This window comes from Xanthobacter aminoxidans (assembly GCF_023571765.1).
GTDB lineage: Bacteria > Pseudomonadota > Alphaproteobacteria > Rhizobiales > Xanthobacteraceae > Xanthobacter > Xanthobacter aminoxidans.
Genome location: NZ_JAMJXC010000005.1, coordinates 32,054 through 54,006, shown reverse-complemented (window position 1 = coordinate 54,006; position 21,953 = coordinate 32,054). Strand labels below are relative to the sequence as shown.

The following is a 21,953-nucleotide window of genomic DNA, read 5'->3' as shown; positions in this document are numbered from 1 at the left end:
GCCGCGTATGGCCGCGAAGATACTCATCGTCGACGACGAGGTCCGCCACGGGGAGGTGCTGGAGGCAGCCCTCGCCGAGCGCGGCTTCGAGGCAGTCTCAACCAACACCGTCGCCAGGGCGCTCGCCTATTGCGCCAGCCAGCCGGTGGACCTGGTGCTGAGCGACCTGCGCATGCCCGGGCGGGGCGGCAGCGACCTCTTGAAGGCGCTGAAGCAGGAGCGGCCCGACCTGCCGGTCATCATCATGACAGCCTATGCTTCGGTGCGGGGCGCGGTGGATCTCGTCAAGGACGGCGCCTTCGACTATGTGGCCAAGCCCCTCGACCTCGACGACGTGGTCGCCACCATGGCGCGGGCGCTGCGGCTCAAGGCCGTGGAAAGCGAGAATGCGCGGCTGCGCTCCGAGCTGGAGGGACGTTACCGCTTCGACAATCTGGTGGGCGACAGCCCGGCCTTCCGCGACGTGCTGCGCCAAGTCACGGAGGTGGCGCCGAGCCGCGCCAGCGTGCTGCTGCTGGGGGAGAGCGGCACCGGCAAGGAGCTTGTGGCCCGGGCCATCCACTACAAGAGCCCACGGCGCGACCTGCCCTTCGTCGCGGTCAACTGCGCCGCCATTCCGGAGACCCTGATCGAGAGCGAATTGTTCGGCCACGTGAAGGGCGCCTTCACCGGAGCCACCGGCGCCCGCGAGGGCCGCTTCGCTGCCGCTGACCATGGCACGCTCTTCCTCGACGAGATCGCCGACATGCCCCTGCCGGTTCAGGCCAAGGTGCTGCGCGCCTTGCAGGAGCAGAGCTTCGAACCTGTGGGCAGCAGCAAGAGCGTATCGGTGGACGTGCGGATCATCGCCGCCACCCACAAGGATCTGCAGAAGGAGATCGCGGCCGGCACCTTCCGCATGGACCTTTACTACCGCCTCGCGGTCTTCCCCATCCCCCTGCCGCCGCTGCGCGAGCGCAGCGACGACATCGTGCTCCTCGCCGACCATTTCCTTGCCGCCGCGGCGCGCGACATGGGCAAGCGCATCAAGGGCCTGTCCCCCGAGGCGCAGGCCCTGCTGACGCGCTACCGCTGGCCGGGGAACGTGCGAGAGTTGCAGAACTGCATGGAGCGGGCCGCCATCGTGGCGCGGAGCGATCTGGTGGGTCCCAGCGACCTGCTGCTGTTCGAGGCGACCGGCGAAGCCGATGCACAGCCTCACACGCTCAACGGTGATCTCGACGGCGAGCTGACCCGCATCGAGCGCGAATTCGTGCTGAAGGCCCTCAAGGACAGCGGCGGCGTGCAGGCCCGCGCCGCCGAGAAACTCGGCATCACCGAGCGCAGCCTCTGGCATCGCATCAAGAAGCTTGCGATCAAGATCGACAAGGTGGCTGGAGCCGGCGATGGCTAGGCCGCTTCCCGCACTCCTCCTGATGCTGGCCGTTTCGGCCCCGTGCGGGGCGCAGGCGCAGGACGCCGGCACGGCTTCGGCTTCGACCACGTCCGCCGCCGCCGACGCGTGGATCGTCACGCTTGGCGGCAGCTTCAGTCTGGGGCCGTCCTTTGACGGTGCGCGGACCTTCGGGCCGTTCTTCTCACCCTCGTTCGACATCCGGCGCGCAGACGAGCCGGCGACTTTCGGCGCGCCCGACGACAATTTCGGCTTCAGCCTGTTCAATCTCGGCGCTTTCAGCCTCGGCCCGCTCGCGGGCATCCGCGAGGGGCGGCCGAGCGGCATCCTGCCTGGACTGCCAGGCTATTCCTGGGCGCTGGAGGGCGGCGGATTCGCCGAATACTGGCCAATAGCCGGCATATTGCGGACCCGCGTGGAGCTGCTCCAGGGCCTCGGCAGCTCCGGTGGCCTTGCCGCCAACCTCTCGGCCGATGTCGTGCAGAAGCAGGGCTTGTTCACCTGGTCCATCGGGCCGCGCCTGTCGCTGGCCGACAGCGCGCTGATGCAGACGGAATTCGGTGTCTCGCCCCTCGCCGCGGCGCTGAACGGCCACATCGCCCCCTACGCGCCCGGTGGCGGCATCAAGTCCGTCGGCCTCACCTCGTCCCTGTCCTATGAGGTGTCACCGGACTGGACGACGACCCTCTACGGCAGCTACCAGCGCTTGGCGGGCGCCGCAGCGGCGAGCCCCGTGACGACACTGTCCGGAAGCCCCAACCAGATCACCATCGGGGTGGGGTTCGAGCATTCGTTCGTGTTGGGGCCTTAAGACGCAGCTTCGCGTGCGGTCTCCTGACCGGCGGGACACCGCACTAATCCTGGATGGTGTCCGCGAAGGCCCGGGCGAAGCGGACGGCAAGGGCGCGGGCATCGGCCTGGAGTTGCTCGGTGCTCTTGGGAGCGGCCGCGCTGTTGCGGACAGGAATCTCGAGCGTGAGGCTGCCGCCGCCGCTGTCCTGCTCGCGCCAGATGACCCGGGCGAGGACGTGCTCCGCGTCGAGCGACTGGAAAACGATGTGGAGGCCCTTGTTCATGCGATCGAACGCCTTTCTTGCCGGAGGCACGGCGTGCGACGCGCCGCTCGCGTGCGATCGCGCGAAGGGGGCCGGGGCGCCGGCCGATGGTGGGCCCTAGAAGTCGGACGTGGACAGGCGGTGGAAGCTCTGCCGCCGCCGCGCATACACGCCGCTCGCGGCGCGCTCGATCCGCTGCCGGTTGGTGTCGAAGGTGCGCAGGGAGGCCGCCTCGTCCTGGCCGCTCTGGGGACTGAACCGGGTCAGGACATCGGCGTCGAGATGGAACGCGATCTCGAACGCGGAATCGTGTCCCCAGAAGGTCACGCAGCGTCTGACGGGATCAAAGACGCGGCTCGCGTTGGGAAACTGAAGGGTCATGGAAGCCTCCTGTTTGCGGGCCGTCCGTCAAAGGAGGAGCGCGTCCGTCGAAGGAGCTTCACGCGCCCTCGCGGATGTCTGCTGGTCCTTCAACACGGCGGCATCGAGTTCGGCGGCATTCACCGAAAGACACTTGCTTCGCCCCGCAGGCGCCGCGAGGGCGGGCGTGTGCAGCATCGTCGCCATGCGCCGGTAGGCCAGGAATGAGACGCCGAGAAGCTGCTCCTCGTCGATGACGAGACGGTAGGTTCCCGCCGGGAGGTCGCCGTCCGCGTCGCTGAGGTGGAAGGCGTGGTCGAACGTGACCGTGGTTTCACGGGTGCGGACGTTCATGACAGCACCTCACCCCTTCTTCTTGGGCGGACCCAAGGAAACGGGAGACCCCTTCACGAACGACGCCGGCGGCTCGGGCACCTTGACCTTCTTCGGCTTCTTGGTTTCGCGATTGCCGCGCATCTGTCCTTTGGCCATGGCCGTCTCCTCTCGGGCACGTGGGTCGATCCTGCCGGCGAAACGAAAAACGCCCTGCGACCATCAAGGGCCACAGGGCGTCGGCCGCTCTGCTCGGCAAAGGGATGGCACATCACCACCGGAGCTGCCGGTACATCCGCGGTCAGCCTTCGGCAACAATGATCAGTCCGGCAGTCCTGAAAGTCTCAGGCTGCCGGCCATCAGGTCAGCTCAGATCCTTGAGCATGTCCGCGGACATCTTCCCGCTCTTGCGATCGGCGACGAGCTCAAAGCCCACCTTCTGGCCTTCGCGCAGTTCGCCAAGGCCGGAGCGCTCGACAGCGCTGATATGGACGAACGCGTCATTGCCGCCCGCATCGGGAGCGATGAATCCAAAGCCCTTCTGGGCGTTGAACCACTTCACGGTTCCCTCAGTCATGGGAAACCCTCTCAATTTCGATAATTAGCTCACCGGCCCATGGCCAGTCGTCGACATCGCATTTTCTGGCGAGAATTTCTGGATGGGCGCAAAATACAAATCTGCGCAAAACCAATTGATCAGGCTTTGTATCGACCAGATCACTATGCTCCGATATTCGCGAGTGTGCAACATTATTTATACGTCAATCAATTCAACAAGGCGGTAGCCCGCCCATGTGCTAAGCTGATGACCCAGCCCCCTTTGAGCAGACCTGACCCCAGGCTCGCCAGGTGCGCTTTTGTTTGCGCAGCCTGGCCAGACGCTCAAGCGCGGCAGAGCCCCACGGAGCGCCCTTGATCCCTCTCCAGATCCGCCACACCACCACCTATCGCTTCCATCGGCCGGTGACCTTCGGACCGCATCGACTGATGCTCCGCCCCCGGGAAAGCCGCGACCTTCGGGTGACGTCGAACCAGCTGCTGCTGACCCCCGCGGCAACGGTGGACTGGGCTCAGGATGTCTTCGGCAACGCGGTCGCCACCGCGACCTTCTCGACGTCCGGCGATCAACTGGTCATCGAGAGCACGACAGAACTCCAGCTCGATGCCGTGCCATGGCCGGTGTTCGCCATCGCGGGCACTGCCACGTCCTTTCCGTTCAGCTATTCCGCCGACGAATGGACTGATCTCGGCGCGCTGGCGGTCCCCCAGTTTCCTGATGCCAGCGGACGGTTGCGGAGCTGGGCGATGGGTTTCGTCCGGGGGAATTCCACCGACACCCTCTCGCTGCTGAAGGATCTGAGCGCCGGCGTTTCCCGGCAGATCTCCTATCAGAGCCGCGACGAGGAGGGCACGCAATCGCCGACGGAAACCCTCGATCGCGGCTGGGGCTCATGCCGCGATTTCGCGGTGCTGTTCGTGGAGACGGTCCGCAGCCTCGGCTTCGGCGCGCGCATCGTGTCGGGCTATCTTTACAACCCGGCCGGAACTTTCGTGGGGTCTCAGGGCATGGGCTCCACCCACGCATGGGCGGAAGTGTTCGTGCCCGGAGCAGGCTGGATCCCGTTCGATCCCACCAATCGCAGCATGGGCGGGTTCAATCTCATCCCGGTCGCGGTGGTGCGCGACATCCGCCAGGCCATCCCAGTCCAGGGCAGCTTCATCGGCGGCAGCAATGCCTTCGGCGGCATGACGGTGGACGTCCACGTCACATCATGACGGGACAGGGCGCCGCGGCCCGGAGGAGGTCAGCAGGATCAGGGCCAGGAGCCCGCCGTCGGCCGAGGTCCCGGATGCGGCGAGGAACCGGACGCGCTCATCCCAGTGCTCGCCGCGCACATTAGCTCGTAGAACATCGTCAGCCTCGATGAGGGCGAGCTGCTACTCCATGGCATCGGCGTGCCGCAAGCTGCTCTCGTTCAGCAGCGTGGAGACGGTTGCGCGGAAGCCATGGGCCGTGACTTCGTCCTTCGCGTAGCCCAGGCGCCGAAGAGCGGCATTGAGGGAGTTCTCGCTGATCGGGCGAAGGACGGTCCGCACGGAATGAAATGGGAGCTTACCGCGACCAGTGATCGCGTGCAGCTCGCGCAGGATTTCAATAGCCTGTCGAGGAAGTTGGCTGCGATGGGGCCGCCGCATCTTCATGCGAGATGCAAGGATCGTCCACTCTCCCTTCTCCAGATCGAATTCGCTCCACTCCGCCATGCGCAGTTCACCTGGCCGTGGAAAGAGGATCGGCATCAGCCGAAGAGCCGCGCGCGTGGTCGGCTGGCCATCGAAGCTTTCAATCGCCCGGAGCAACGCGCCAAGCCCCTTCGGATCCGTGATGGCAGCGCGATGCGTCACGATCGGCGCGGTCAAGGCGCCCTTGAGAGCGTAGGTCGGATCATTCTCCGCGCGCGTTGTGGCAATGGCATATCGGAAGACGCCGCCGATCGTCGCGCGCAGGCGCTTTGCCGTCTCGTGATTTCCTCGTTCGTCGACCGATTTCAGGACTTTGAGCACTTCGGCAGCTGTGATTTCCGAGATCGGACGCGTCCCAAGCTCGGCGCGCGCGATGCTGAGCAGTCAAGTCACCTTAGCGATCGTCCGAACCGCCTTGTGCTCCCGCTCCGACAGTTTCACAGGGTTTGGCTGGGGCTTCGCAGCGCGGACAGCAACGTCCGACAGGGGCATCGTGTGGGCATTGATGCCAACAGACGACCATCGACGCCCCGCAACGCTCGGGGCCGGGCACCGATTGATTTTGTTCTATTTTTCGACGCCGATCGACGTCAGTAGATGGTCGAATGGTGCCGCGGAAGGGATTCGAACCCCCGACCCACGCATTACGAATGCCTTCAGCTACTCTTTGCCCGAGATTGATGGAGATTGCAAATCAGCGATTTCCACTGATTTTTGATGACGATAATCGAATATCGAGATTGCTGCTCATTGCTCGACATTGCTTGAAATTGCTGCCTCGTGCTTACATGGCGCTTACGGAGAAGGCCATGTCAGCACGTTTGACGAAGAGAATGGTGGACGCTGCGGAGCCAGCCGCAGCCCAGTTCTTCATATGGGATTCGGAGGTGAAGGGCTTCGGCCTGCGCATCACCCCCAACGGTGCCAAATCGTATGTGCTGCAATATCGCACGCCGCAGGGCGGCAGGTCACGCCGGCTCACCATTGGGCGCCATGGGTCGCCCTGGACGGTGGATGATGCCCGCGAGAAGGCGCGCGAGGCTTTACGCGGGTTGGCACTTCACGACATCGATCCCCTGGCAGTGAAGGAGGCGGCACGCACGGCGGCGACCGTGGGCGAACTTGCCGACCTTTACCTGAAGGAGGGGCCGTCCGAGCGGCCAAACAAGAAGCAGCGGAGTTGGGACACCGACGCGGCCATCCTGCGCGCCCACGTCAAGCCGCTCCTCGGCGCGCGGGCCGTGAAGGATCTGGCGAAGGCAGACATCGCCCGCTTCCAGACCGATGTTGCCGAAGGGAAATCTGCGCGCACGACGAAGACGAAGGCGCGCGGCGCGGCACGTGTCACCGGCGGCAAAGGCATCGCTGCCCGAGCCACAGCGACGCTGCGAGCGATGCTGTCGTTCGCCGTTGGCCGGGGAATCATCGCGAGCAACCCTGCCGCGGGCGTGCGCTTGTTCAAGCAGGAGAAGATGGAACGCTTCCTCTCGGAAGAGGAGGTCGCGAAGCTGGCGGGGGCCATTGCTGACCTCGAGGCGCGCATGAAGATCCACCCCGCATTTGCAGCGTGCATTCGGCTCCTGATGCTCACGGGCTGCCGACGCGGCGAAATCGAGAGCCTGCAATGGGACTGGGTGGACTTTAAGCGGGGGTTGATCCGCTTTCCGGACAGCAAGACAGGGGCCAAGGTCACGCCCCTGCCAGAGCCGGCAATTGAGATCCTAAAGGGCGTGACGCGCCAGAAGGGCAAGCCATACGTCTTCCCCGCCACGCGGGGCGATGAAGGGCACATCGCGGGCCTATCGAAGGCGTGGGGCGATGTGCGGGATGCCGCCGGGATGCCGGAGCTTCGGCTGCATGATCTGCGGCACTCGTTCGCCTCTTTCGCCGTGGCGGGCGGGGCGGCGCTCTACCTGGTCGGCAAGGTGCTCGGGCACAAGCAGGCGAGCACGACCGAGATATATGCGCACTTGAGGGATGACCCGCTCAAGAAGGTCGCCGACACCACCGCAAGGAAGATCGCCCTGGCCATGCGGAAGGGCGAGACGAGACGCGCCTGATGGAGCCGTTTTTCAACGGAGAGCGTCCTAGTGGACCTGCTCCAAAGGCAGTCAAGGTATGGCCATGATGGCCATACCTAGGGCGATGGCTTGGCCGGGTATTCGTGTCACACGAATGCCCCGCATTGAGGATGTCGGGTAAACCGACACCCTTCTATTTGGCGGCTTGTTCGGTGTAAGCAGAGTTCCAGCGGCGCTCCTGCACCGTTGGACCAAGGAACTTGCGACTACGGCTGCAGAGAGCGCAAGAGCATACGGCGAGGTGATCGGCCCACTTGGGAGCCTGCGGCACATCAGGATAGACCCGGCGGGCCTTAGCCTTCATGCGCTCCAAGTCACGGCGCCTGCGAGCGCGTTGAAGCTCACGGATCATTTTTCGGTCCTTGGCGGGCGACAAGCTTCACGCGCTCGTCCAAACTCTCTTTGATTTCTTTATAGAAATCGGCCCCCATGACAGATTTTGGCTGTGCCGGCCGCGGCCCACCGGGGTCAACAATATCTAAATAGTCCTCAAGAGTTTTAATGTACGCATTTACCTGCAATAAATCGACCGACATAACCTTATATGCTTCACCAATACTTCTCAGATGGTCCGCTATCGGCTTCGCCGAAACCGCCTTAAATGAATAATCAAGGCGAGAGACAATCTCAGCATTCAAAGAGCGATTATTTTCCTTCGCAGAGAATTCGATCTTCTCTTTCAGATCCGCCGGGAGGCGGAGGCGGAAATGTGGGTCGTTGCGTGCCATGACGCACATATGCCTCACTTTTCGCTTGACCGAAATGACGCACAGTGCGTTATTCACGAATAGCGCACTGTGCGTCATGAGATGCAAAATGGCGAGAACAGATCCTCAGCTTCGTATTCGGCTGCCGGCAAACCTGAAGGCGTGGATTGCCGCCGAAGCCATGAGGAACGGAGCGTCGCTTAATTCTGAAGTCATTCGGTCCGTCCGTGAACGAATGGAGCGTGTCGCGCCCGTCCCTAACCCCGCCACAGTATCCGTTGCTGGCGAACTTGAGGGAGTCGATCATGGTTGAAGCAAATGCAGCTGCGGCCCCCGACATCCTCCCGGCATTCTTCGCCAATGCGCGGCTAACTGCGCCTGAGGCCAGCGCCTACCTCGGCTACCATCTGGGCTGCTCTGTCGCTGTTGCGACGCTGGCGAGATGGCGCTGCGTTACGAGCTTCGGCCCTCCGTTCCACCGTATCGGCCGGCGCGTGGTCTACGCCCGGTCCGATCTGGATGCCTGGATCAACAAGCGTCTCGGCAACGCCCGCCGCTCCACCAGCCAAACCGTTGCGGCCGCATAGTCTTTGAAGCACTCGCGAAAGGGCTTATCGATGACACTCGATGTTTCTGAATCACCCGTCTGCAATCAGCCGACGAACCCCTGTGCTTTCGAGGAAATTTCCCCCTCCGACCGCGACTTATATGAAGTCCCCGACGGTCTTTATGTCGGCATCGGGGGCGCATTGTCTGTCATTGGTGAGGGCGAAGGTGACGAACATGTGGTGACGTTCCAGAACGTCCCCAGCGGCACCTTTCTTCGCATTCGCGTGCGACGCGTGACCCCGGCGAGCACCTGCTCGAACATCATCGCCCTCTACTCTTAAGGGGGGCGTCGGACCATGGACCAAGACCCCACAAGCGAACCCCGGCGGCGCCTGGGCAGAGCCAGTACGGGGCGCTCGAAAGCGCAGGTTCGAACAAAGCCGTCGCGCGGGCGTCCGCCCAAGCTCGCAAATCCGTTGGTTCAACAGGTGCGCCTAGACCAGCCGCAGGAGCAGCCTAGCCTGTTCGCGTTAGGCGAACTCCCACGGTCACCTGTGCTGCCGGGACACAAAGATTTTCGCCACGCGGTGTCGTTGGTCCGTGAGGCTCGCTTGCTCGGGGGGAAGGAACACGCGTGGGCGGTATGGCAATTGCTGGGGCTACCTGGTGGCGAGACGTCAGCCAGCCCGCGGCTTCAGAACGGCCGCCCCGATCCGGTTCATGCGTTTGCGAAGGATGGCGTCGAAGCGCGCCCAGGCGCGATGACGCCGGCGGCGAACCTGTGGCCGGCATTCCAGCGCTACTGCGCCGCGCGGGGGCTGGCGGAGGTTAGCATGGGCCAGTTCCGCACCCGGTTTGGACGGCTTGGCTTCGATAAGTGCTTCATCGGCGGCCGCATCGTGTATATTGATCTCGCGGTGTCCGTATGATCCGCGTCGCCCCGCAGCCCCCTATTCGCAATCGGGGCAGAAATACAGACCCTCGCCATGGGCTGTGGCATATTTGCAACCGAGTGTTGCGAGGGTCTTGCGATGGTTATCTTGAAACTATCGCGCGTCTTTTTACTTTTTACATCATGCGCTTAGGCTTGACCCGCGAGGGTTGCGAGGGTTATTCGCACGCGTACATAAGATAATAGTGGGCGCGGTGAGCTATATTTTTCATGCGTCTCTATAGACCCTCGCAACCCTCGCAACCCTCGCAATACAATAGCCAATGCATTGAAATATAAGTTCATTATCTTTATGCGAGGGTTTTGACTGGAGTCTTTCCACCCTCGCAACGCTCGGTTGCCGATTTGCAACACCGATTGGCCCGGCTCGGTCGAGGTGGCCCGGCTCGGTCGAGGTGGCCCGGCTCCGACTGTGGAGCCGCGGCGGGGTGGGTAGGGGGTTTAGATCCTCGGCAGGCCAAGGGGGCCTTACCGCACAGGGTGTCATGCGCGAAAAAAATAATCAGGCGCAGGGGTTTTGATTTCGGCCCTTTGATTAAGCGAAATCAAACGTTTGCGATGCAGGCGGCGCCGCGAGGGCACCTACGATGAACCGAGGGCTACAGACGATCTGCGAGCAGCTTGGCAAGACCCGCGCTGACCTCCTCACCGTCGGGGTTGCGCTCGATGAATGTGTCTCCGGCGCCCTTGCCACGCCGGCGGATCTCGAGCACCTCGTGGCCGGCATGCGCGACCGCTGGGAAAAAGCCCTGCGCGATCGTTTCCCGCGCCACCTTGTCCAGGCAATGCTCGACGCCGCGGCCGAAGCCTTCAAGGCCCGCATGGTCGCGAAAACATGCCTGGTCGCGCAGGACATGCGCGGCCTGGCCCCCCTCAAGATCGTCATGTGATCGGCGGCGCCCACCATGACGGCCACGCCCCCTCCTCTCGCAGCCAATGACGAAGGCGAAGAGCAGGATGCCGGCGCCACGGCCGTTGTGAACGCGCGCCGGCTGCGGGAGGTGGCGCGCCGCGCCCTGGCGGGGGAACCGCTCGGCCCGCATGGGCCATGGCTCGCCTACGGCTTCCTCACCTATCTCGATGCCGCCGCGTCCGGCATCACCCTCGATGATGCCTTCGGCGTGGCGACGCAGATCGGTGCGGCGCCCTGGTGGACCATCGAGGATCAGGCTCGCCGCGACCGCGCGCTATGCGCCCTCTTCGCCATGCTTCCGGAAGATCGGTCTTTTGCCGCTCGCATTGATGCCCTGAGCGCGCAGTTGCGCCGCTACGCCGTCCGCTGGCGCCGGACAGATCATCACCTGCCCGCCTGTCCCGAATCCTATTCCGGCCGCGCCGACGCTCTCCTCTTCGAGGCCTTCCACGCCTGCGGCGGCGGTGTGCCCTTCAGCCCCCGACGGCTCCGGGACATCCTCACAAGCATCTGAAATCACGAACGAATGTTGTGCAGCGAAAGGGGCAGGTTTCACTGCACGCCTTTCGTGGTGTCGTGCGCAATGAGCCAAACCCGGAGAGACTCCATGAGCTTTTTCTCGTCCCGCCAGCCGGCGCCCGTGCCTGTGCTGCCGGAGGTGATGCAGGCCCTCGCCGAAAGCGACATGGCGCGCGATGCCATGGCGGCGCGCGCCGCCACCATCACTGCGCACCGCGTGGAGGTTGCCGCCGCTCTCGCTGCCGAGGAAAAGGCGTCGCGCGAGACGTTCCTAAACAATCAGAAGGCGCGCGAGGAAAGCGCTACCGCCATCCGCGCCGCTGAGAAGGCGTTGCAGGATGCGCGCAATCACATGGTCGTAGACTTCAGACGCGGCCTCATCGCGTCGCAGGCGCACACCATGGCCATGGCAAACCTGCAAGCCGAACTGCGCGCGACCGCTTCCCCCGCCGTCGCCGAGTTCATCGGGTGGCTGCTCGACGAAGAGGAAAAGCTCCGCCGTTTCCAACCCTTCACCGAGATCGAGAGCAAGCGCCACCCCCTCACTGGCCAAGTTAGCACCCGAGTCGTCGCCAGCGATGCCGACGCCGCCGATGCGCGCCGGATGGCCCTCCGCGCTGCGCGCCCTCAGGCGGAAGCGCTCTTCCTGGTGGCCGACCAGAGCGGCATTCCCGCAGCTATCGCTCGCATCAAGTCCGCCTTGCCCGAAATCAAGGTGGCAGTGCCTCCGGCCCAGCCCGATGCGGCGCAGCGCGCGGAAACCAACATCACCAATCTCAAGGATCTGAAGAATGGCCATTAATTCGCTCCGCCCTGCCGTTCAGAGCATGGGGCTCGATCTGGGTGCGCCGCGCCGCGAGTCCCTGTCTGTCTTGCGCCTGTTGGATACCGGTTCGAAGGACAAGCCGGACAGCCGCGTGGTCTCTTTCGTCTTTTCCGACAATTCGGTGGACCGCTATGGCGACACCATCGATCAGCGCGGCTGGGTATTGGACTCCTACCGCGCCAATCCCGTGGTGCTGTTCGGCCACAACGACAAGCAGGCCACCAACGTCGTAGGCAAGGTGCTGAACCTCCGCGTCGAGGGCAACCGCCTCATCGGCGATGTGGAGTTCGCCGCGGCTGATGTGAATCCCGAGGCGGACGTGGTGTTCCGCTTGGTGAAGGGCGGGTTCCTCAACTGCGTGTCGGTCGGCTTCCAGCCTCTGGAATGGTCTTTCTCCAACGACAAGAGCCGCCCAGGCGGCATCGACTTCAAGAAGCAGGAGCTTTTGGAACTTTCTATTGTGCCGGTTCCTGCCAATGCGAACGCCGTTGCTCAATCGCGCTCGGCAGGCGCGGGGCAGGAGTACGCGGGATTGATGGCGGCTTTCGCGAGCCGGGAGTCCAATTCCCGGCCTGGCGTGGTCCTTCGTTCGGCGCCCAGAGTGGAGAACCGTTCCACTGCCGTTGACCGTCGATTGACCGGAGGGTTCGACGGCTTCGGTAGCTATCTGCGCGCGCTCGCGTCTGCGAGTTCGCCAAACATCGCGCGGTCCGAAGTAGATCACCGCCTTGTGCGGGCGCCGATGGGCGCCAACTTGGGAGACCCAACAAGCGGCGGCTTCCTCGTGCCCCCGCAATTCGTTGAGGAACTGGTGGGCTCGCTCTACGGCGACTCGGCGCTGCTGCCTTACATCCAACCACTCGCCACTGCCCGCAATCTCAGTGACGTGCGCCTGCCTGCGGTGGATGAAAAAAGCCGAGCCGATGGCTCCCGCTTCGGCGGCGCCCGGGCATGGTGGGGTGCGGAGGCGGACACCATTCCGGATAGCCTGCCTCACATGCGAGGCCTCGCCTTGTCGGCCAAGAAGCTGTTCGCGGCTGTGGTCGTCACCAACGAGCTGATGGCGGATGCGAAGTTGCTCGAGACGTTGGTGCGAAGCGTCTTCGCCGCCGAAATGGCCTTCAAGCTCGATCAGGCCATCTTTGCGGGCACTGGCGCGGGCGTACCGCTCGGCGTGCTGAATTCCCCCGCCGCCATCACTGTCGCGCGCGCCGGGCAGGCGTCCGGCTCGGTGACCGAAGACAACATCGTCCAGATGTTCGCGCGGCTCCCGGCGCCGTCCCGCCGCCGCGCGGTGTGGCTCGTGCATGAGGATCTGGAGGCGGGGCTGGGCTCCGGCATCTCGCCCACCATCTATCGCCCGGCGGGCGCCGATGGCTCCGAATATGCCTGCCTCTATGGCCGCCCCGTGATCCCGGTGGAGCAGGCGACAGCGCCCGGCGGGCGGGGCGACCTCGTGCTGTGCGACCTGTCGCAATACCTCCTGATGCTCGGTGGCGGGCCGGAGGGGGTGCTCTCGGCCCACGTCCGGTTCCTTAACGATGAAGCCGTCTTCCGCTTCGTCTGGCGCCTGGATGGCATGCCCAAATGGGCGACGCCCATCACGCCCTATTCCGGCGGCATCACGAAGAGCCCCTTCGTCGTGCTCGGCGGCAGCTGACGGCCCCGCCGCCAGCCACTCCCTTCCCTGCGGCGGGCCAGGTGCGCCGCAGGTGATGTGCCCCCGCCGCCGGTGACGGCGAGGGCAGTCACTCCCGCCCCCGATGCGTCTTGTCCATGCGCGCGGGGGCGGGAGTAGTTTTCGAAATTGGTGCGGAGGTGGAAGACGAAGAATGGCAACGAACAGCAAATGGGTTGCGTTCACCCAAGAATTTTTCGATGGCGACAGCCGCGAAACCGTCGCTCGTCTGGCGCCCCTTGCCTTCAGCGACGATTTCATCGGGCGCGGCAAGCTCACGGTGCCCGGCATGACCCGCGATGAAGCGGCGCAGGCTCAGGTGGCTTGGCCGAACATGGGGTGGATGAAAAAGATCGTTGGCGTAGCACCGCCCACTGTGGCTGGCGTGGCATCAGCCATCGGTGGGCAGATGGCCTGCGCTCTCACGGCGGCGTCCGAGAAGCAGGATGCGGTGCTGTACTGGGGCAACCAGAAGGGTCTCGACATCACGAAGGGACTCGTCTTCGAGACGCGCATTCGCCTTTCGGTGCTTCCGAGCGGGGCCGGCGTGCAGGCCGTGGCCGGCGTCTGCTCCGACTGGATCGATGGCCCCGACAACAATGCCTGCTATGCGCGTTTTCAGGCCAACGGCTCCGGCCTGCTCTATTTCCGAAGCTTCGACGGCGTCACCACCACGTCGGTCTCGACCGGCGTCACCCTGGCGGCTTCGGACTGGGCAATCCTGCGCATCGATGCCAGCGATATCGCGAACGTCCGGTTCTTCGTCAACGGCGCGCAGGTCTCGCCCGAAAACGCCGTCAGCTTCGCCGCCACCGGCGCCCTCGCTGTGCTTCAGCCCTACCTCGGCGTCTACAAGCCCTCCGGCACCGGCGTCGCCACTCTCATCACTGATTGCGTTCGCGCCTGGCAGAACCGCTAAGAAAAGATCAAGTCGACATCAGGAGTTTTGGATGTATATCGAGAAACGCATTCCTGCGAATCAGTATGGGGATTATCTTGGGATTGCGTTTGGAGCAAAATGCGCCCACGAATATGGATGCGATCCGATCCAGAGGGACGACTCTGGACACTATTTAGTGCCCGATTATCTCGCGATGGCCTTTGCTCAACGCCGGAAGGAAATCCAAGAGAGGGCTCTATCCCGCGGCTATTGCATGGATGAGGCGAATTCAATTGCGAGCCGCGCAGAGCAACATGCCCTGAAGCGCATTGACGACATTGCCTGCGAACGCCTTCCTAATACATATTTATGTGGGCGATTTCCAGTAGGAGAGCGGCCGTGAAAGAAATTCGCCTCGCTCGTCTCGAAGACATTTCATCTCTCATTGAGATGGGGCGGCATTTTCATGCAGCTTATATCGAACATGAGCGGTCGATCTGTTTCGACGCCGAACACGCGCGTGCGCTGCTTGTCCGCTTGATCACAGAGCCCGCCGGCCTTGTGATGGTGGCAGTGGTAGATCAATTGCCGATCGGCATGTTCGTCGCGATGTGCCATGGCGGCATCACTTCGCCGTCGCTTCAGGCCACCGAACTTGCATGGTGGGTTGAGCCCGAGCACCGCGGGTCCCGTCTCTCCATGGAAATGCTTCAACGCTATGAGGCTTGGGCTATCGAGAAAGGGTGCGCCCTGGCGACGCTCGCGTGCATCCAGCCATTCAAGGGCGACATGGTGCGCAGGCTTTATGAGCGGATGGGATTCCGCGGCATTGAGCAGTCGTTCGCAAAACGGCTGGCATGAACATCTCGCCGGAGCAGCTGATGCAGACGCTTCAGCAGTGGTGGAAGAGTCAGTGCGCGGACGTCGTGAACGTCCTGCGCGACGTGCGCAGCTGGCGCGTCCCCGGCGTGTGAGGCTCGGCGGGGCGGGCGATTTAAGGGCGCCGGCGCTGGCGTCTTGGTGCCATGGAGGGCATGACGATGGGCGAGCTTGCGAACATGTCCGTCACCGCAGGCGGCTCTGCGCCATTGACCATGACAAGCATGGAAATCGCCGAGCTGACGGGCAAGGAGCACCGCAATGTGATGCGGGACATTCGGGCCATGCTGGCGGAGCTGCACGGCGAAGGGGGTGTGCTCAGATTTGAGCATACCCACCACAACGCGCAGAACGGGCAGGCCTATCCCATCTTCCGCCTGCCGAAGCGCGAAACCATGGTGCTTGTGTCCGGCTACAGCGTCGAGCTGCGCGCGCGGATCGTTGATCGGTGGATGGCGCTGGAAGCTCAGGCCGCCCTCCCCGTCGATCTGCTCAAGGTGCTAAACGACCCCTCGGCGCTGCGCGGCATCCTTCTCGGCTATGCCGAGAAGGTCCTGTCGCTTGAGGAGAGCAGCCGCGCCCTCGAGGAAAAGGCGGGCGCATTGGACCGCATCGCCGATGCGGCCGGGAGCTTCTGCATCACCGATGCCGCCAAGATGCTCCAGATCATGCCCAAGGAACTTTTTGCCTACCTGCGGTCCCGTGGCTGGATCTACCGCCGGCCGGGCGCCGAGCATGATGTCGGCTACCACGAGCACCTGGCCAATGGCGATCTGGAAATGAAGCTCACGACGCTGGTGCGCACGAATGGCCGCCACAAGGTAACGGAACAGGTGCGCATCACGCCCAAGGGCCTCGCGAAGCTCGCTAAGGTACTAAATGCCCAGGAACGACTATTTTGAATTACAGGACCGATATCCATCAAATGTCGTTAAACAAACGCGGCTGTTCTGGCGCAGACAGAATGGTAAGAGCATCCTCGGAAAGAAAACCATCAGACATTCCGCGCATTATTACATACGGCTGCATCTTCGGCTCCCTAAATCTATATTTGAATGCCCGAGTCAACCCCTTTTTTTCCAATATTCCACCCCTAACCGCCTCAACAAACGCGTTTAAGTGGTTTTGAAAATTTGCTATAGTTACCCTCTTCCCAAGTATCTTAGAAAGAGGCTCAATCACATCCGAAGGCGTAAAGCGACCTTCATCATCTGTATTGCAAATCGCACAAGCAAGCAAAACCTCCTTATACAAATTATTTTTCTTATTACTATGAACAGCTTCAGCGTAAGCACTTCTAGTACTTTGATCTGACAATTCGATAAGAGCACTTATAGCAATATTTACATCAATCTCTTGAATTTTCAGACTTCTTCTGGAAACGGCTGCCTTAACTGCCTCCCTTCCGAGATAATGAACATATGTTGGCAGACCTCTCGACAACGTTACAATCTTCCACCTGGAATCTCCATCAATTTTCATTCCAAGTTTCGGAATTATCTTATCTAAAATCTGATTCATCTCGACCGGCGACATTCTCGGCATCTTGATTTCCGTTAAATTTCGTTCAACAGAAGAATGCTCTGATATCAATACATTTATGTCCTCTGCAACTCCCACAATTAATATCGTACAATTAACCCCCCTATCGGATAACGCCTTCAATGTATGAGACATAAGACTTTTTAGCTCTTGATCAGTTATCTTATCAAACTCATCAAATACAACGATCGGATCGTGATTTAGTGAAAAATTAGACAGCTCGTTAACAACGTCATCAGGGAATATGCTGTCCTCATATGATTCACTGACTCTAGACCTAACAATTTTCCCATCGATGTGTGTATCAACGGTCATGCTATCGAAAACACGACGCCACAGAGACGAGAATGTGTCTGTTGGATAGCACTGTTTCCAGATTGGAATTATTGCTTTGCTTGATATAGCACCAACAAGAATGTGAAAAATATTTGCCAGCGACGTCTTACCGACGCCGCGCTCGCCGAACAGAACGGCGTGACGCCCACGCTCCGACACCGCGTCTAACAGGCGCCGCACCTGAGGCTGCCGACCGGCAAACAATTCGGCTTCGTTGATCGGAGCTGCCGGGCTGAAAAGCTGATTGGCCTCAAATTCGATCGCCAGCCAATCTTCGGGCGTTTTGGGAATCTTCCGGACATCAAGAGCCACGCCTGCCCCCACTAGCGAATCGTTGCAACTTGGCGAAGTATGCCATCAAGTTGGAGGTGGGGCTAGTTAAGTTGGGGATGGCGCTGGAAGCTCAGGCCTCCCTCCCCGTCGATCTGCTCAAGGTGCTGAACGACCCCTCGGCGCTGCGCGGTATTCTCCTGGGCTATGCCGAGAAGGTGCTGGCGCTCGAGGAGAACAGCCGCGCCCTTGAGGAAAAGGCGGGCGCACTGGACCGCATCGCCGACGCGGCGGGGAGCTTCTGCATCACCGATGCAGCCAAGATGCTCCAGATCATGCCCAAGGAGCTTTTCGCCTATCTGCGGTCCCGTGGCTGGATCTACCGCCGGCCGGGAGCCGAGCATGATGTGGGCTACCACGAACACCTTGCCAACGGCGATCTGGAGATGAAGCTCACGACGCTGGTGCGCACCAATGGCCGCCACAAGGTGACGGAACAGGTGCGCATCACCCCCAAGGGCCTCGCGAAGCTCGCGAAGGTGCTGAACGCCCAGGCCAGGCTAATTTAACCCCGATACCATAGTGTAAACAGTTACATTTTTGATTAAGTATTATATACTAAATTTTTGTCTCTGAATGCTTATTCATTGCAGCAATTACATCATCTGCATCGATATATACTCTTTTCAATTGACTACGAAGCGCTATTATATCACTGTATCTTTTTGAATTGCACAAATCTGACTTGGCTATATTTATGCTATTTTGCAAATCTCTAGTCCGTAATATTACAATTGCTGGAGCCATTTTGCAGGCCTCATCAACATCATTCACAAGACATATAGATTTAGAAAATCTATCCGCAATCGAGCTTATAATTTTATGTTCGCGCATAACATCAATAACGTCTAATTTAGACTCATTTGAAATCAATTCAGATAATGATGAAATTGCAACAGATGCAGCGTCTCTAGCGCTATACGTAAATGTAAGAATGACTTGAATTGATCTATACTCTGGAGCGTCGATCTGTCTTTGGATCGAAATCCACGCCAATACACCCGCTGCGATTGTCGCCGCGGCACCGATAAGTGTTCCAGCAAACTGCAACCAGTCACTCCAATCGAGCGATTCATTTTTGACGCTGATTGTCATAATCAATACAGCGCCAATGAAACCAAGAGTTACCCCGCCGGTCGTGGTAACTCCTGCGTTCCAGTGCCCATCCTTCATTGATACGGCCTCCCAAATCCCGACTCGCATTTGGCCTAAAACAACGTCGTTTGACCAATTGTGCGGCGTGCTGGGTTACGACGCCGACTTCAGCCCCGCCGCCTTGCGCAGGGCGGCATTCATCCGTCCTTGCCATCCTGGCCCGGTGTTGCGGAAGGCTTCCACCACGTCGGCGTCGATCCGGAGCGAAAGCAGCTCCTTCGGGTTCTTGGCCTTCGGCCGTCCGCGCTTGATCGTGGCGGCAAGGTCGGGGAACGCCTCGGCGAAGGGCTTCGCCGTGCGGATTTCCTCCTCGGTCCATTCCGGGTTGTCGGACACCGCGTCCCAGTCCGCCTTGCTGAAGCCGTGCCCCGGCTCGAATTCCTTCATGGGCTTTTTCGTCATGGCAGGAACCTCCGTTCCGCGGTTGAAGCCGGCCGCATGCTGATGACCGAAATGGCCTCGGCGCCGCGCGTGGCGAAGATCACGGCGAGGCTGCCGTCGGCCCGGCGACCGATGGCCTTGAAGCGACCGAGCTTGGCGGGACGAACCACGGCGCCGGCGAAGAAGGCCTCGTCCAGATCGGCGAAATCCAGCCCATGCTTGGCGAGGTTCGCGAGGCGCTTCGGCTCGTCCCAAAGGATCTTCATGGCGGATTATTTGTAGCTACGGAAATCCGCCTGTCAACGTAGCTACAGAAAATTAGGCATGCGAGCGCGACCCCTTGCGGGGTCCGCTTGCGGAATACGGCGAATATGTGCAACCTGCCCGGTGGGTGTGAGAACCCGGACTTGGACTAGACCGCATCTCCTTTGGCGAGGATTTCGCACGTCCCTTGGCGGGGATGGCGACGGTCGAACTGCGACTGCCGGTAACGGCAGAGCGACGGACGCGCTTGGCGGCGCGGCTCCGAACCGGACCATATTGTCCGGGGGCGGGCGTGCTGTCCAGCGCTTAGGCGTAAAAGCGCCCGACCTGTCGTCCAGGCAGGTTCTCACCCCCCGGATGCTGGCCCGCTGCCGGCGACCGCTGTGAGAGGCGGAAACCTGGACCAACGATCATGAATAACCGCGAGAATATCCCGGGCCCTGCACCCACGGGCACGCACGTCACCCCTTTGCCCTCCCTCCCCGTCCCCTTCGAGCACCAGCCCGAGCTGCGCGCCTTCCTGGTGCTCAATGAGGTGCCGCCCGGCCACATGACGTTCGAGGTGCCAGACGACACCTTTGCACCGCACCTGCAGAAGGGCGAATTCGCAGTGGTCGACCTGTCGGACCATGAGCCGTGGGACCGCGAGCTTTACGTCATCTCCTTCACCTCGCCGCGGACCCGCGTAGGCCTCGCCTGGCGCATCGTCCAGATGCGGGCGCGCTCGATGTTTCTTCAGCGCGGAAGGGGGTGGACCACGCGGCCGGAGCCAGGTTCCGTGCCTGCGACGTGCTGGACCGCGTGTTTCTGGATGCCGCCGGATGATCCTGCCGAACGCGAGCGACTGCGGCGCGCCGGCATGGTGGGCACCTCAGATGGTCCATACACGACCGAGCACGCCGCCGAGTGCCTTGTCGGCCGCATCGTCGGCGTCTTCGTCCCCGCCGTGCGCGAGGCCCGTGCCGGAGGGCTTCGCCATGCATGACACCTCACCATCCCGCCGCGCCCTTCTGAAGGCCGGCGGCGCCCTCGGCACCGTCGCCGCGCTGGCGGTGCCTGTGGCTGTGCTCCCGAAAGCGCAGGCAGCTCCTGCAGATCCGGTGTTCGCGGCCATCGCCAATGTGAGGCGAGACTATCTGGCCTTCGACGACGTGATGAACAGGGAGGAGGATTGCTTCCCAAGTGGGAAGCCGGTCTGCGCATCTCTGCTCGCAGAGAGCAGGGCCGTCGTTGGCCACCTGCAGGCATCAACCGCCGCCGCTCTGCGCACGGTGCCCACCACACGCGAAGGCATGCTCGCCTATCTCGATTTCGTCCAGTCGCGCCTGGGCTGGGCCGGGCTCGATATGCCGGAGGCAGAGGTGGGCGATCTCTGCGCGACCATCCGCACCTTCGTGACAAAGGAGGCGCATCGTGGGTAGCCCTCTCGTGACAGCGGCTGATCGCATGTACGACCTCCGCAACATCAGCATCGCCACCCATCTTGTCCTTAGCCAAGGGGACCCGGAGGCTGTGGTTGAAACCGCATGTACCTTGTGCCGCACCATCGAGGAGATGGCCGACCAGGTCATCCGCCTTCTTGAAGCGGAGCTTGATCGGCAGAATCCCAGCCGGCGCGGACGCATGGGAGCCGCCGACGGCTGATGCGGCCACGAAGGGCGGCGCCGCCCTTAGCCACCGCAGATCGATGCTCCCAGCATCGCTTCGGCTCGACCGCTCAAAGCGGCCGGGCCTGCTTCCAGAACGACACTGAAGATGCGAAGCGGCGCGAATCCGAGGCTCCCCAGCTCAAAATGGCGGGGGCGTTGCCATGACGGCAATGGCCGAAGATTGTGGGTCTAGCGCTTACAAGCTGCTTACATGGTCATGTAAGCGAAGTGGAAATTGTCCGTAAGTCTTTGATTTTATGGTGCCGCGGAAGGGATTCGAACCCCCGACCCACGCATTACGAATGCGTTGCTCTACCAGCTGAGCTACCGCGGCACGCGCGCCCTCTATTACGGGGAGGACGGGCGGTTTTCAAGGGTCCGCCGCAACGCATCCCCACGCGCGCCGCACCGGCGGTCGGTCCGGTGCGGCCGGTGTGGGATGGGACAGGCTCAGTAGGTGAGCACGGGCGGCAGCTCCTTGGCCTGCGCCACCCACTTCTCCACCATGCTCTCGGTGGGCAATGCGCGCACCAGCTTGCGCTTGGCGTTCGCCTCGGCCATGGCCTTGGTGAGGTTGGCCGGCACGCGGGTCTTCAGTTCCTTCACCGTGTCGACGCCTGCCGCCTCGAGCAGCTCGGAATATTCCTCGCCCACGCCCTTGATGCGCATCAGGTCGGCCATGTTGGCCCATTTGAGGACGCGGCTCTCGTCGATCCCCGTGGCCGCCGCGAGTTCCTTGCGCAGCTTGGGCGACTTGGCCCTCTCCAGCAGCCCCTCGGTGGTTGTGATCCCGGCCGTCTTCAGCTTCTCGGCATAGACCGCGCCGACGCCTTCGATCTCGATGATGGGATAGGACATGCGACCCCCCTTCGAACCCGGCTTGTGCATGCCGGCATCAAGATCAGGCCACAATCGTGGGCCGAGTCAACT

At 62.0% G+C, this 21,953-nt stretch carries 32 protein-coding genes and 1 tRNA gene; 20 read left to right on the top strand and 13 right to left on the bottom strand.

Annotation, left to right across the window (positions count from 1 at the left end):
- Positions 1–7: 7 nt before the first annotated feature.
- Both EJ105_RS10000 and EJ105_RS09995 read left to right on the top strand, forming a co-directional pair.
- The gene (locus EJ105_RS10000) at positions 8–1,393 is read left to right on the top strand and encodes a sigma-54-dependent transcriptional regulator (protein ID WP_250166209.1); all 1,386 of its coding nucleotides are present in this window, start codon (positions 8–10) and stop codon (positions 1,391–1,393) included.
- Positions 1,386–2,204: a MipA/OmpV family protein gene (locus tag EJ105_RS09995; protein ID WP_250166208.1), complete on the top strand. Its 819-nt coding sequence runs from the start codon at positions 1,386–1,388 to the stop codon at positions 2,202–2,204. The genes EJ105_RS10000 and EJ105_RS09995 overlap by 8 nt, the downstream gene beginning before the upstream one ends.
- 43 nt (positions 2,205–2,247) lie before the next feature.
- On the opposite strand, the gene EJ105_RS09990 is transcribed toward EJ105_RS09995, so the two are convergent.
- The 5 genes from EJ105_RS09990 to EJ105_RS09975 form a co-directional block, all read right to left on the bottom strand.
- Positions 2,248–2,469, bottom strand: a complete 222-nt coding sequence (locus tag EJ105_RS09990; RefSeq protein WP_250166207.1) for a hypothetical protein — start codon at positions 2,467–2,469, stop codon at positions 2,248–2,250.
- Positions 2,470–2,565: 96 nt separating this feature from the next.
- Complete coding sequence (locus tag EJ105_RS09985; RefSeq protein ID WP_024278067.1) at positions 2,566–2,829, bottom strand: DUF1488 family protein; 264 nt, start codon at positions 2,827–2,829, stop codon at positions 2,566–2,568.
- Positions 2,830–2,856: 27 nt separating this feature from the next.
- Positions 2,857–3,162, bottom strand: coding sequence for a hypothetical protein (locus EJ105_RS09980; RefSeq protein ID WP_250166206.1), 306 nt, complete (start codon positions 3,160–3,162; stop codon positions 2,857–2,859).
- 9 nt (positions 3,163–3,171) lie between these two features.
- A complete protein-coding gene (locus tag EJ105_RS27795) occupies positions 3,172–3,300 on the bottom strand; it encodes a hypothetical protein (RefSeq protein ID WP_280938289.1) in 129 nt (42 codons plus the stop codon).
- Between the two features lie 205 nt (positions 3,301–3,505).
- A complete protein-coding gene (locus EJ105_RS09975; protein ID WP_024278065.1) occupies positions 3,506–3,718 on the bottom strand; it encodes a cold-shock protein in 213 nt (70 codons plus the stop codon).
- A gap of 335 nt (positions 3,719–4,053) precedes the next feature.
- Here EJ105_RS09975 and EJ105_RS09970 point away from each other — a divergent pair, with 335 nt between their 5' ends.
- Positions 4,054–4,917 (top strand): transglutaminase family protein, encoded by an 864-nt coding sequence (locus EJ105_RS09970; protein WP_250166205.1) that lies wholly within the window; start codon positions 4,054–4,056, stop codon positions 4,915–4,917.
- A gap of 162 nt (positions 4,918–5,079) precedes the next feature.
- Here the strand turns inward: EJ105_RS09970 and EJ105_RS09965 are convergent, their stop codons facing one another.
- Entirely contained in the window at positions 5,080–5,757 is a 678-nt protein-coding gene (locus EJ105_RS09965; RefSeq protein WP_394042030.1) for a tyrosine-type recombinase/integrase, read from the bottom strand.
- A gap of 434 nt (positions 5,758–6,191) precedes the next feature.
- Here EJ105_RS09965 and EJ105_RS09960 point away from each other — a divergent pair, with 434 nt between their 5' ends.
- Positions 6,192–7,442 (top strand): site-specific integrase, encoded by a 1,251-nt coding sequence (locus EJ105_RS09960; protein WP_250166204.1) that lies wholly within the window; start codon positions 6,192–6,194, stop codon positions 7,440–7,442.
- Between the two features lie 362 nt (positions 7,443–7,804).
- On the opposite strand, the gene EJ105_RS09955 is transcribed toward EJ105_RS09960, so the two are convergent.
- Positions 7,805–8,191, bottom strand: a complete 387-nt coding sequence (locus tag EJ105_RS09955) for an Arc family DNA-binding protein (RefSeq protein ID WP_250166203.1) — start codon at positions 8,189–8,191, stop codon at positions 7,805–7,807.
- On the opposite strand from EJ105_RS09955, the gene EJ105_RS28085 reads away from it, so the two are divergent.
- The 12 genes from EJ105_RS28085 (at position 8,190) to EJ105_RS09900 (ending at position 16,268) form a co-directional block, all read left to right on the top strand.
- Entirely contained in the window at positions 8,190–8,483 is a 294-nt protein-coding gene (locus tag EJ105_RS28085; RefSeq protein ID WP_394042028.1) for an Arc family DNA-binding protein, read from the top strand. The two genes, EJ105_RS09955 and EJ105_RS28085, sit on opposite strands and share 2 nt — an antisense overlap.
- On the top strand, positions 8,476–8,757 hold the full coding sequence (locus tag EJ105_RS09950) for a helix-turn-helix transcriptional regulator (RefSeq protein ID WP_250166202.1): 282 nt from the start codon (positions 8,476–8,478) through the stop codon (positions 8,755–8,757). The genes EJ105_RS28085 and EJ105_RS09950 overlap by 8 nt, the downstream gene beginning before the upstream one ends.
- A gap of 30 nt (positions 8,758–8,787) precedes the next feature.
- Positions 8,788–9,060, top strand: coding sequence for a spike base protein, RCAP_Rcc01079 family (locus EJ105_RS09945; protein ID WP_250166201.1), 273 nt, complete (start codon positions 8,788–8,790; stop codon positions 9,058–9,060).
- Positions 9,061–9,330: 270 nt separating this feature from the next.
- The gene (locus EJ105_RS09940) at positions 9,331–9,648 is read left to right on the top strand and encodes a hypothetical protein (RefSeq protein ID WP_250166200.1); all 318 of its coding nucleotides are present in this window, start codon (positions 9,331–9,333) and stop codon (positions 9,646–9,648) included.
- A 610-nt stretch (positions 9,649–10,258) separates the two neighbouring features.
- On the top strand, positions 10,259–10,561 hold the full coding sequence (locus EJ105_RS09935; RefSeq protein ID WP_250166199.1) for a hypothetical protein: 303 nt from the start codon (positions 10,259–10,261) through the stop codon (positions 10,559–10,561).
- Positions 10,562–10,576: 15 nt separating this feature from the next.
- Positions 10,577–11,098 (top strand): hypothetical protein, encoded by a 522-nt coding sequence (locus EJ105_RS09930; protein WP_250166198.1) that lies wholly within the window; start codon positions 10,577–10,579, stop codon positions 11,096–11,098.
- A 93-nt stretch (positions 11,099–11,191) separates the two neighbouring features.
- Positions 11,192–11,905 carry a hypothetical protein gene (locus EJ105_RS09925; protein WP_250166197.1) on the top strand — a complete coding sequence of 238 codons (714 nt, stop codon included), beginning with the start codon at positions 11,192–11,194 and terminating at the stop codon, positions 11,903–11,905.
- Entirely contained in the window at positions 11,895–13,589 is a 1,695-nt protein-coding gene (locus EJ105_RS09920) for a phage major capsid protein (protein ID WP_250166196.1), read from the top strand. The genes EJ105_RS09925 and EJ105_RS09920 overlap by 11 nt, the downstream gene beginning before the upstream one ends.
- A gap of 172 nt (positions 13,590–13,761) precedes the next feature.
- The gene (locus EJ105_RS09915) at positions 13,762–14,526 is read left to right on the top strand and encodes a hypothetical protein (protein ID WP_250166195.1); all 765 of its coding nucleotides are present in this window, start codon (positions 13,762–13,764) and stop codon (positions 14,524–14,526) included.
- A 31-nt stretch (positions 14,527–14,557) separates the two neighbouring features.
- The gene (locus EJ105_RS09910) at positions 14,558–14,890 is read left to right on the top strand and encodes a hypothetical protein (RefSeq protein WP_250166194.1); all 333 of its coding nucleotides are present in this window, start codon (positions 14,558–14,560) and stop codon (positions 14,888–14,890) included.
- A complete protein-coding gene (locus EJ105_RS09905; protein ID WP_250166193.1) occupies positions 14,887–15,348 on the top strand; it encodes a GNAT family N-acetyltransferase in 462 nt (153 codons plus the stop codon). Before EJ105_RS09910 ends, EJ105_RS09905 begins: the two co-directional genes overlap by 4 nt.
- A 179-nt stretch (positions 15,349–15,527) precedes the next feature.
- Positions 15,528–16,268: a phage antirepressor KilAC domain-containing protein gene (locus EJ105_RS09900; protein ID WP_250166192.1), complete on the top strand. Its 741-nt coding sequence runs from the start codon at positions 15,528–15,530 to the stop codon at positions 16,266–16,268.
- A 19-nt stretch (positions 16,269–16,287) separates the two neighbouring features.
- Here the strand turns inward: EJ105_RS09900 and EJ105_RS09895 are convergent, their stop codons facing one another.
- Complete coding sequence (locus tag EJ105_RS09895; protein ID WP_250166191.1) at positions 16,288–17,556, bottom strand: AAA family ATPase; 1,269 nt, start codon at positions 17,554–17,556, stop codon at positions 16,288–16,290.
- A 77-nt stretch (positions 17,557–17,633) separates the two neighbouring features.
- Here EJ105_RS09895 and EJ105_RS09890 point away from each other — a divergent pair, with 77 nt between their 5' ends.
- Positions 17,634–18,083: a phage antirepressor KilAC domain-containing protein gene (locus EJ105_RS09890; RefSeq protein ID WP_250166190.1), complete on the top strand. Its 450-nt coding sequence runs from the start codon at positions 17,634–17,636 to the stop codon at positions 18,081–18,083.
- Between the two features lie 49 nt (positions 18,084–18,132).
- Here EJ105_RS09890 and EJ105_RS09885 read toward each other — a convergent pair whose 3' ends face one another.
- From EJ105_RS09885 to EJ105_RS09875, 3 genes are all read right to left on the bottom strand, one after another.
- Positions 18,133–18,747 (bottom strand): hypothetical protein, encoded by a 615-nt coding sequence (locus EJ105_RS09885; protein WP_250166189.1) that lies wholly within the window; start codon positions 18,745–18,747, stop codon positions 18,133–18,135.
- A gap of 75 nt (positions 18,748–18,822) precedes the next feature.
- Positions 18,823–19,131, bottom strand: coding sequence for a BrnA antitoxin family protein (locus EJ105_RS09880; protein ID WP_250166188.1), 309 nt, complete (start codon positions 19,129–19,131; stop codon positions 18,823–18,825).
- On the bottom strand, positions 19,128–19,376 hold the full coding sequence (locus EJ105_RS09875) for a BrnT family toxin (RefSeq protein WP_024278037.1): 249 nt from the start codon (positions 19,374–19,376) through the stop codon (positions 19,128–19,130). The genes EJ105_RS09880 and EJ105_RS09875 overlap by 4 nt, the downstream gene beginning before the upstream one ends.
- Positions 19,377–19,786: 410 nt before the next feature.
- Here EJ105_RS09875 and EJ105_RS09870 point away from each other — a divergent pair, with 410 nt between their 5' ends.
- Genes EJ105_RS09870 through EJ105_RS09860 form a run of 3 tightly spaced genes read left to right on the top strand, consistent with a single transcriptional unit; the run spans position 19,787 to position 21,018 of the window.
- On the top strand, positions 19,787–20,359 hold the full coding sequence (locus EJ105_RS09870) for a hypothetical protein (protein WP_250166187.1): 573 nt from the start codon (positions 19,787–19,789) through the stop codon (positions 20,357–20,359).
- Positions 20,352–20,795, top strand: coding sequence for a hypothetical protein (locus EJ105_RS09865; RefSeq protein WP_250166186.1), 444 nt, complete (start codon positions 20,352–20,354; stop codon positions 20,793–20,795). The genes EJ105_RS09870 and EJ105_RS09865 overlap by 8 nt, the downstream gene beginning before the upstream one ends.
- Positions 20,796–20,820: 25 nt before the next feature.
- On the top strand, positions 20,821–21,018 hold the full coding sequence (locus tag EJ105_RS09860; protein WP_250166185.1) for a hypothetical protein: 198 nt from the start codon (positions 20,821–20,823) through the stop codon (positions 21,016–21,018).
- 263 nt (positions 21,019–21,281) lie between these two features.
- On the opposite strand, the gene EJ105_RS09855 is transcribed toward EJ105_RS09860, so the two are convergent.
- Both EJ105_RS09855 and EJ105_RS09850 read right to left on the bottom strand, forming a co-directional pair.
- Positions 21,282–21,357 (bottom strand) — tRNA-Thr (locus EJ105_RS09855).
- Between the two features lie 116 nt (positions 21,358–21,473).
- The gene (locus EJ105_RS09850; protein ID WP_250166184.1) at positions 21,474–21,881 is read right to left on the bottom strand and encodes a DUF4332 domain-containing protein; all 408 of its coding nucleotides are present in this window, start codon (positions 21,879–21,881) and stop codon (positions 21,474–21,476) included.
- Positions 21,882–21,953: the final 72 nt, after the last annotated feature.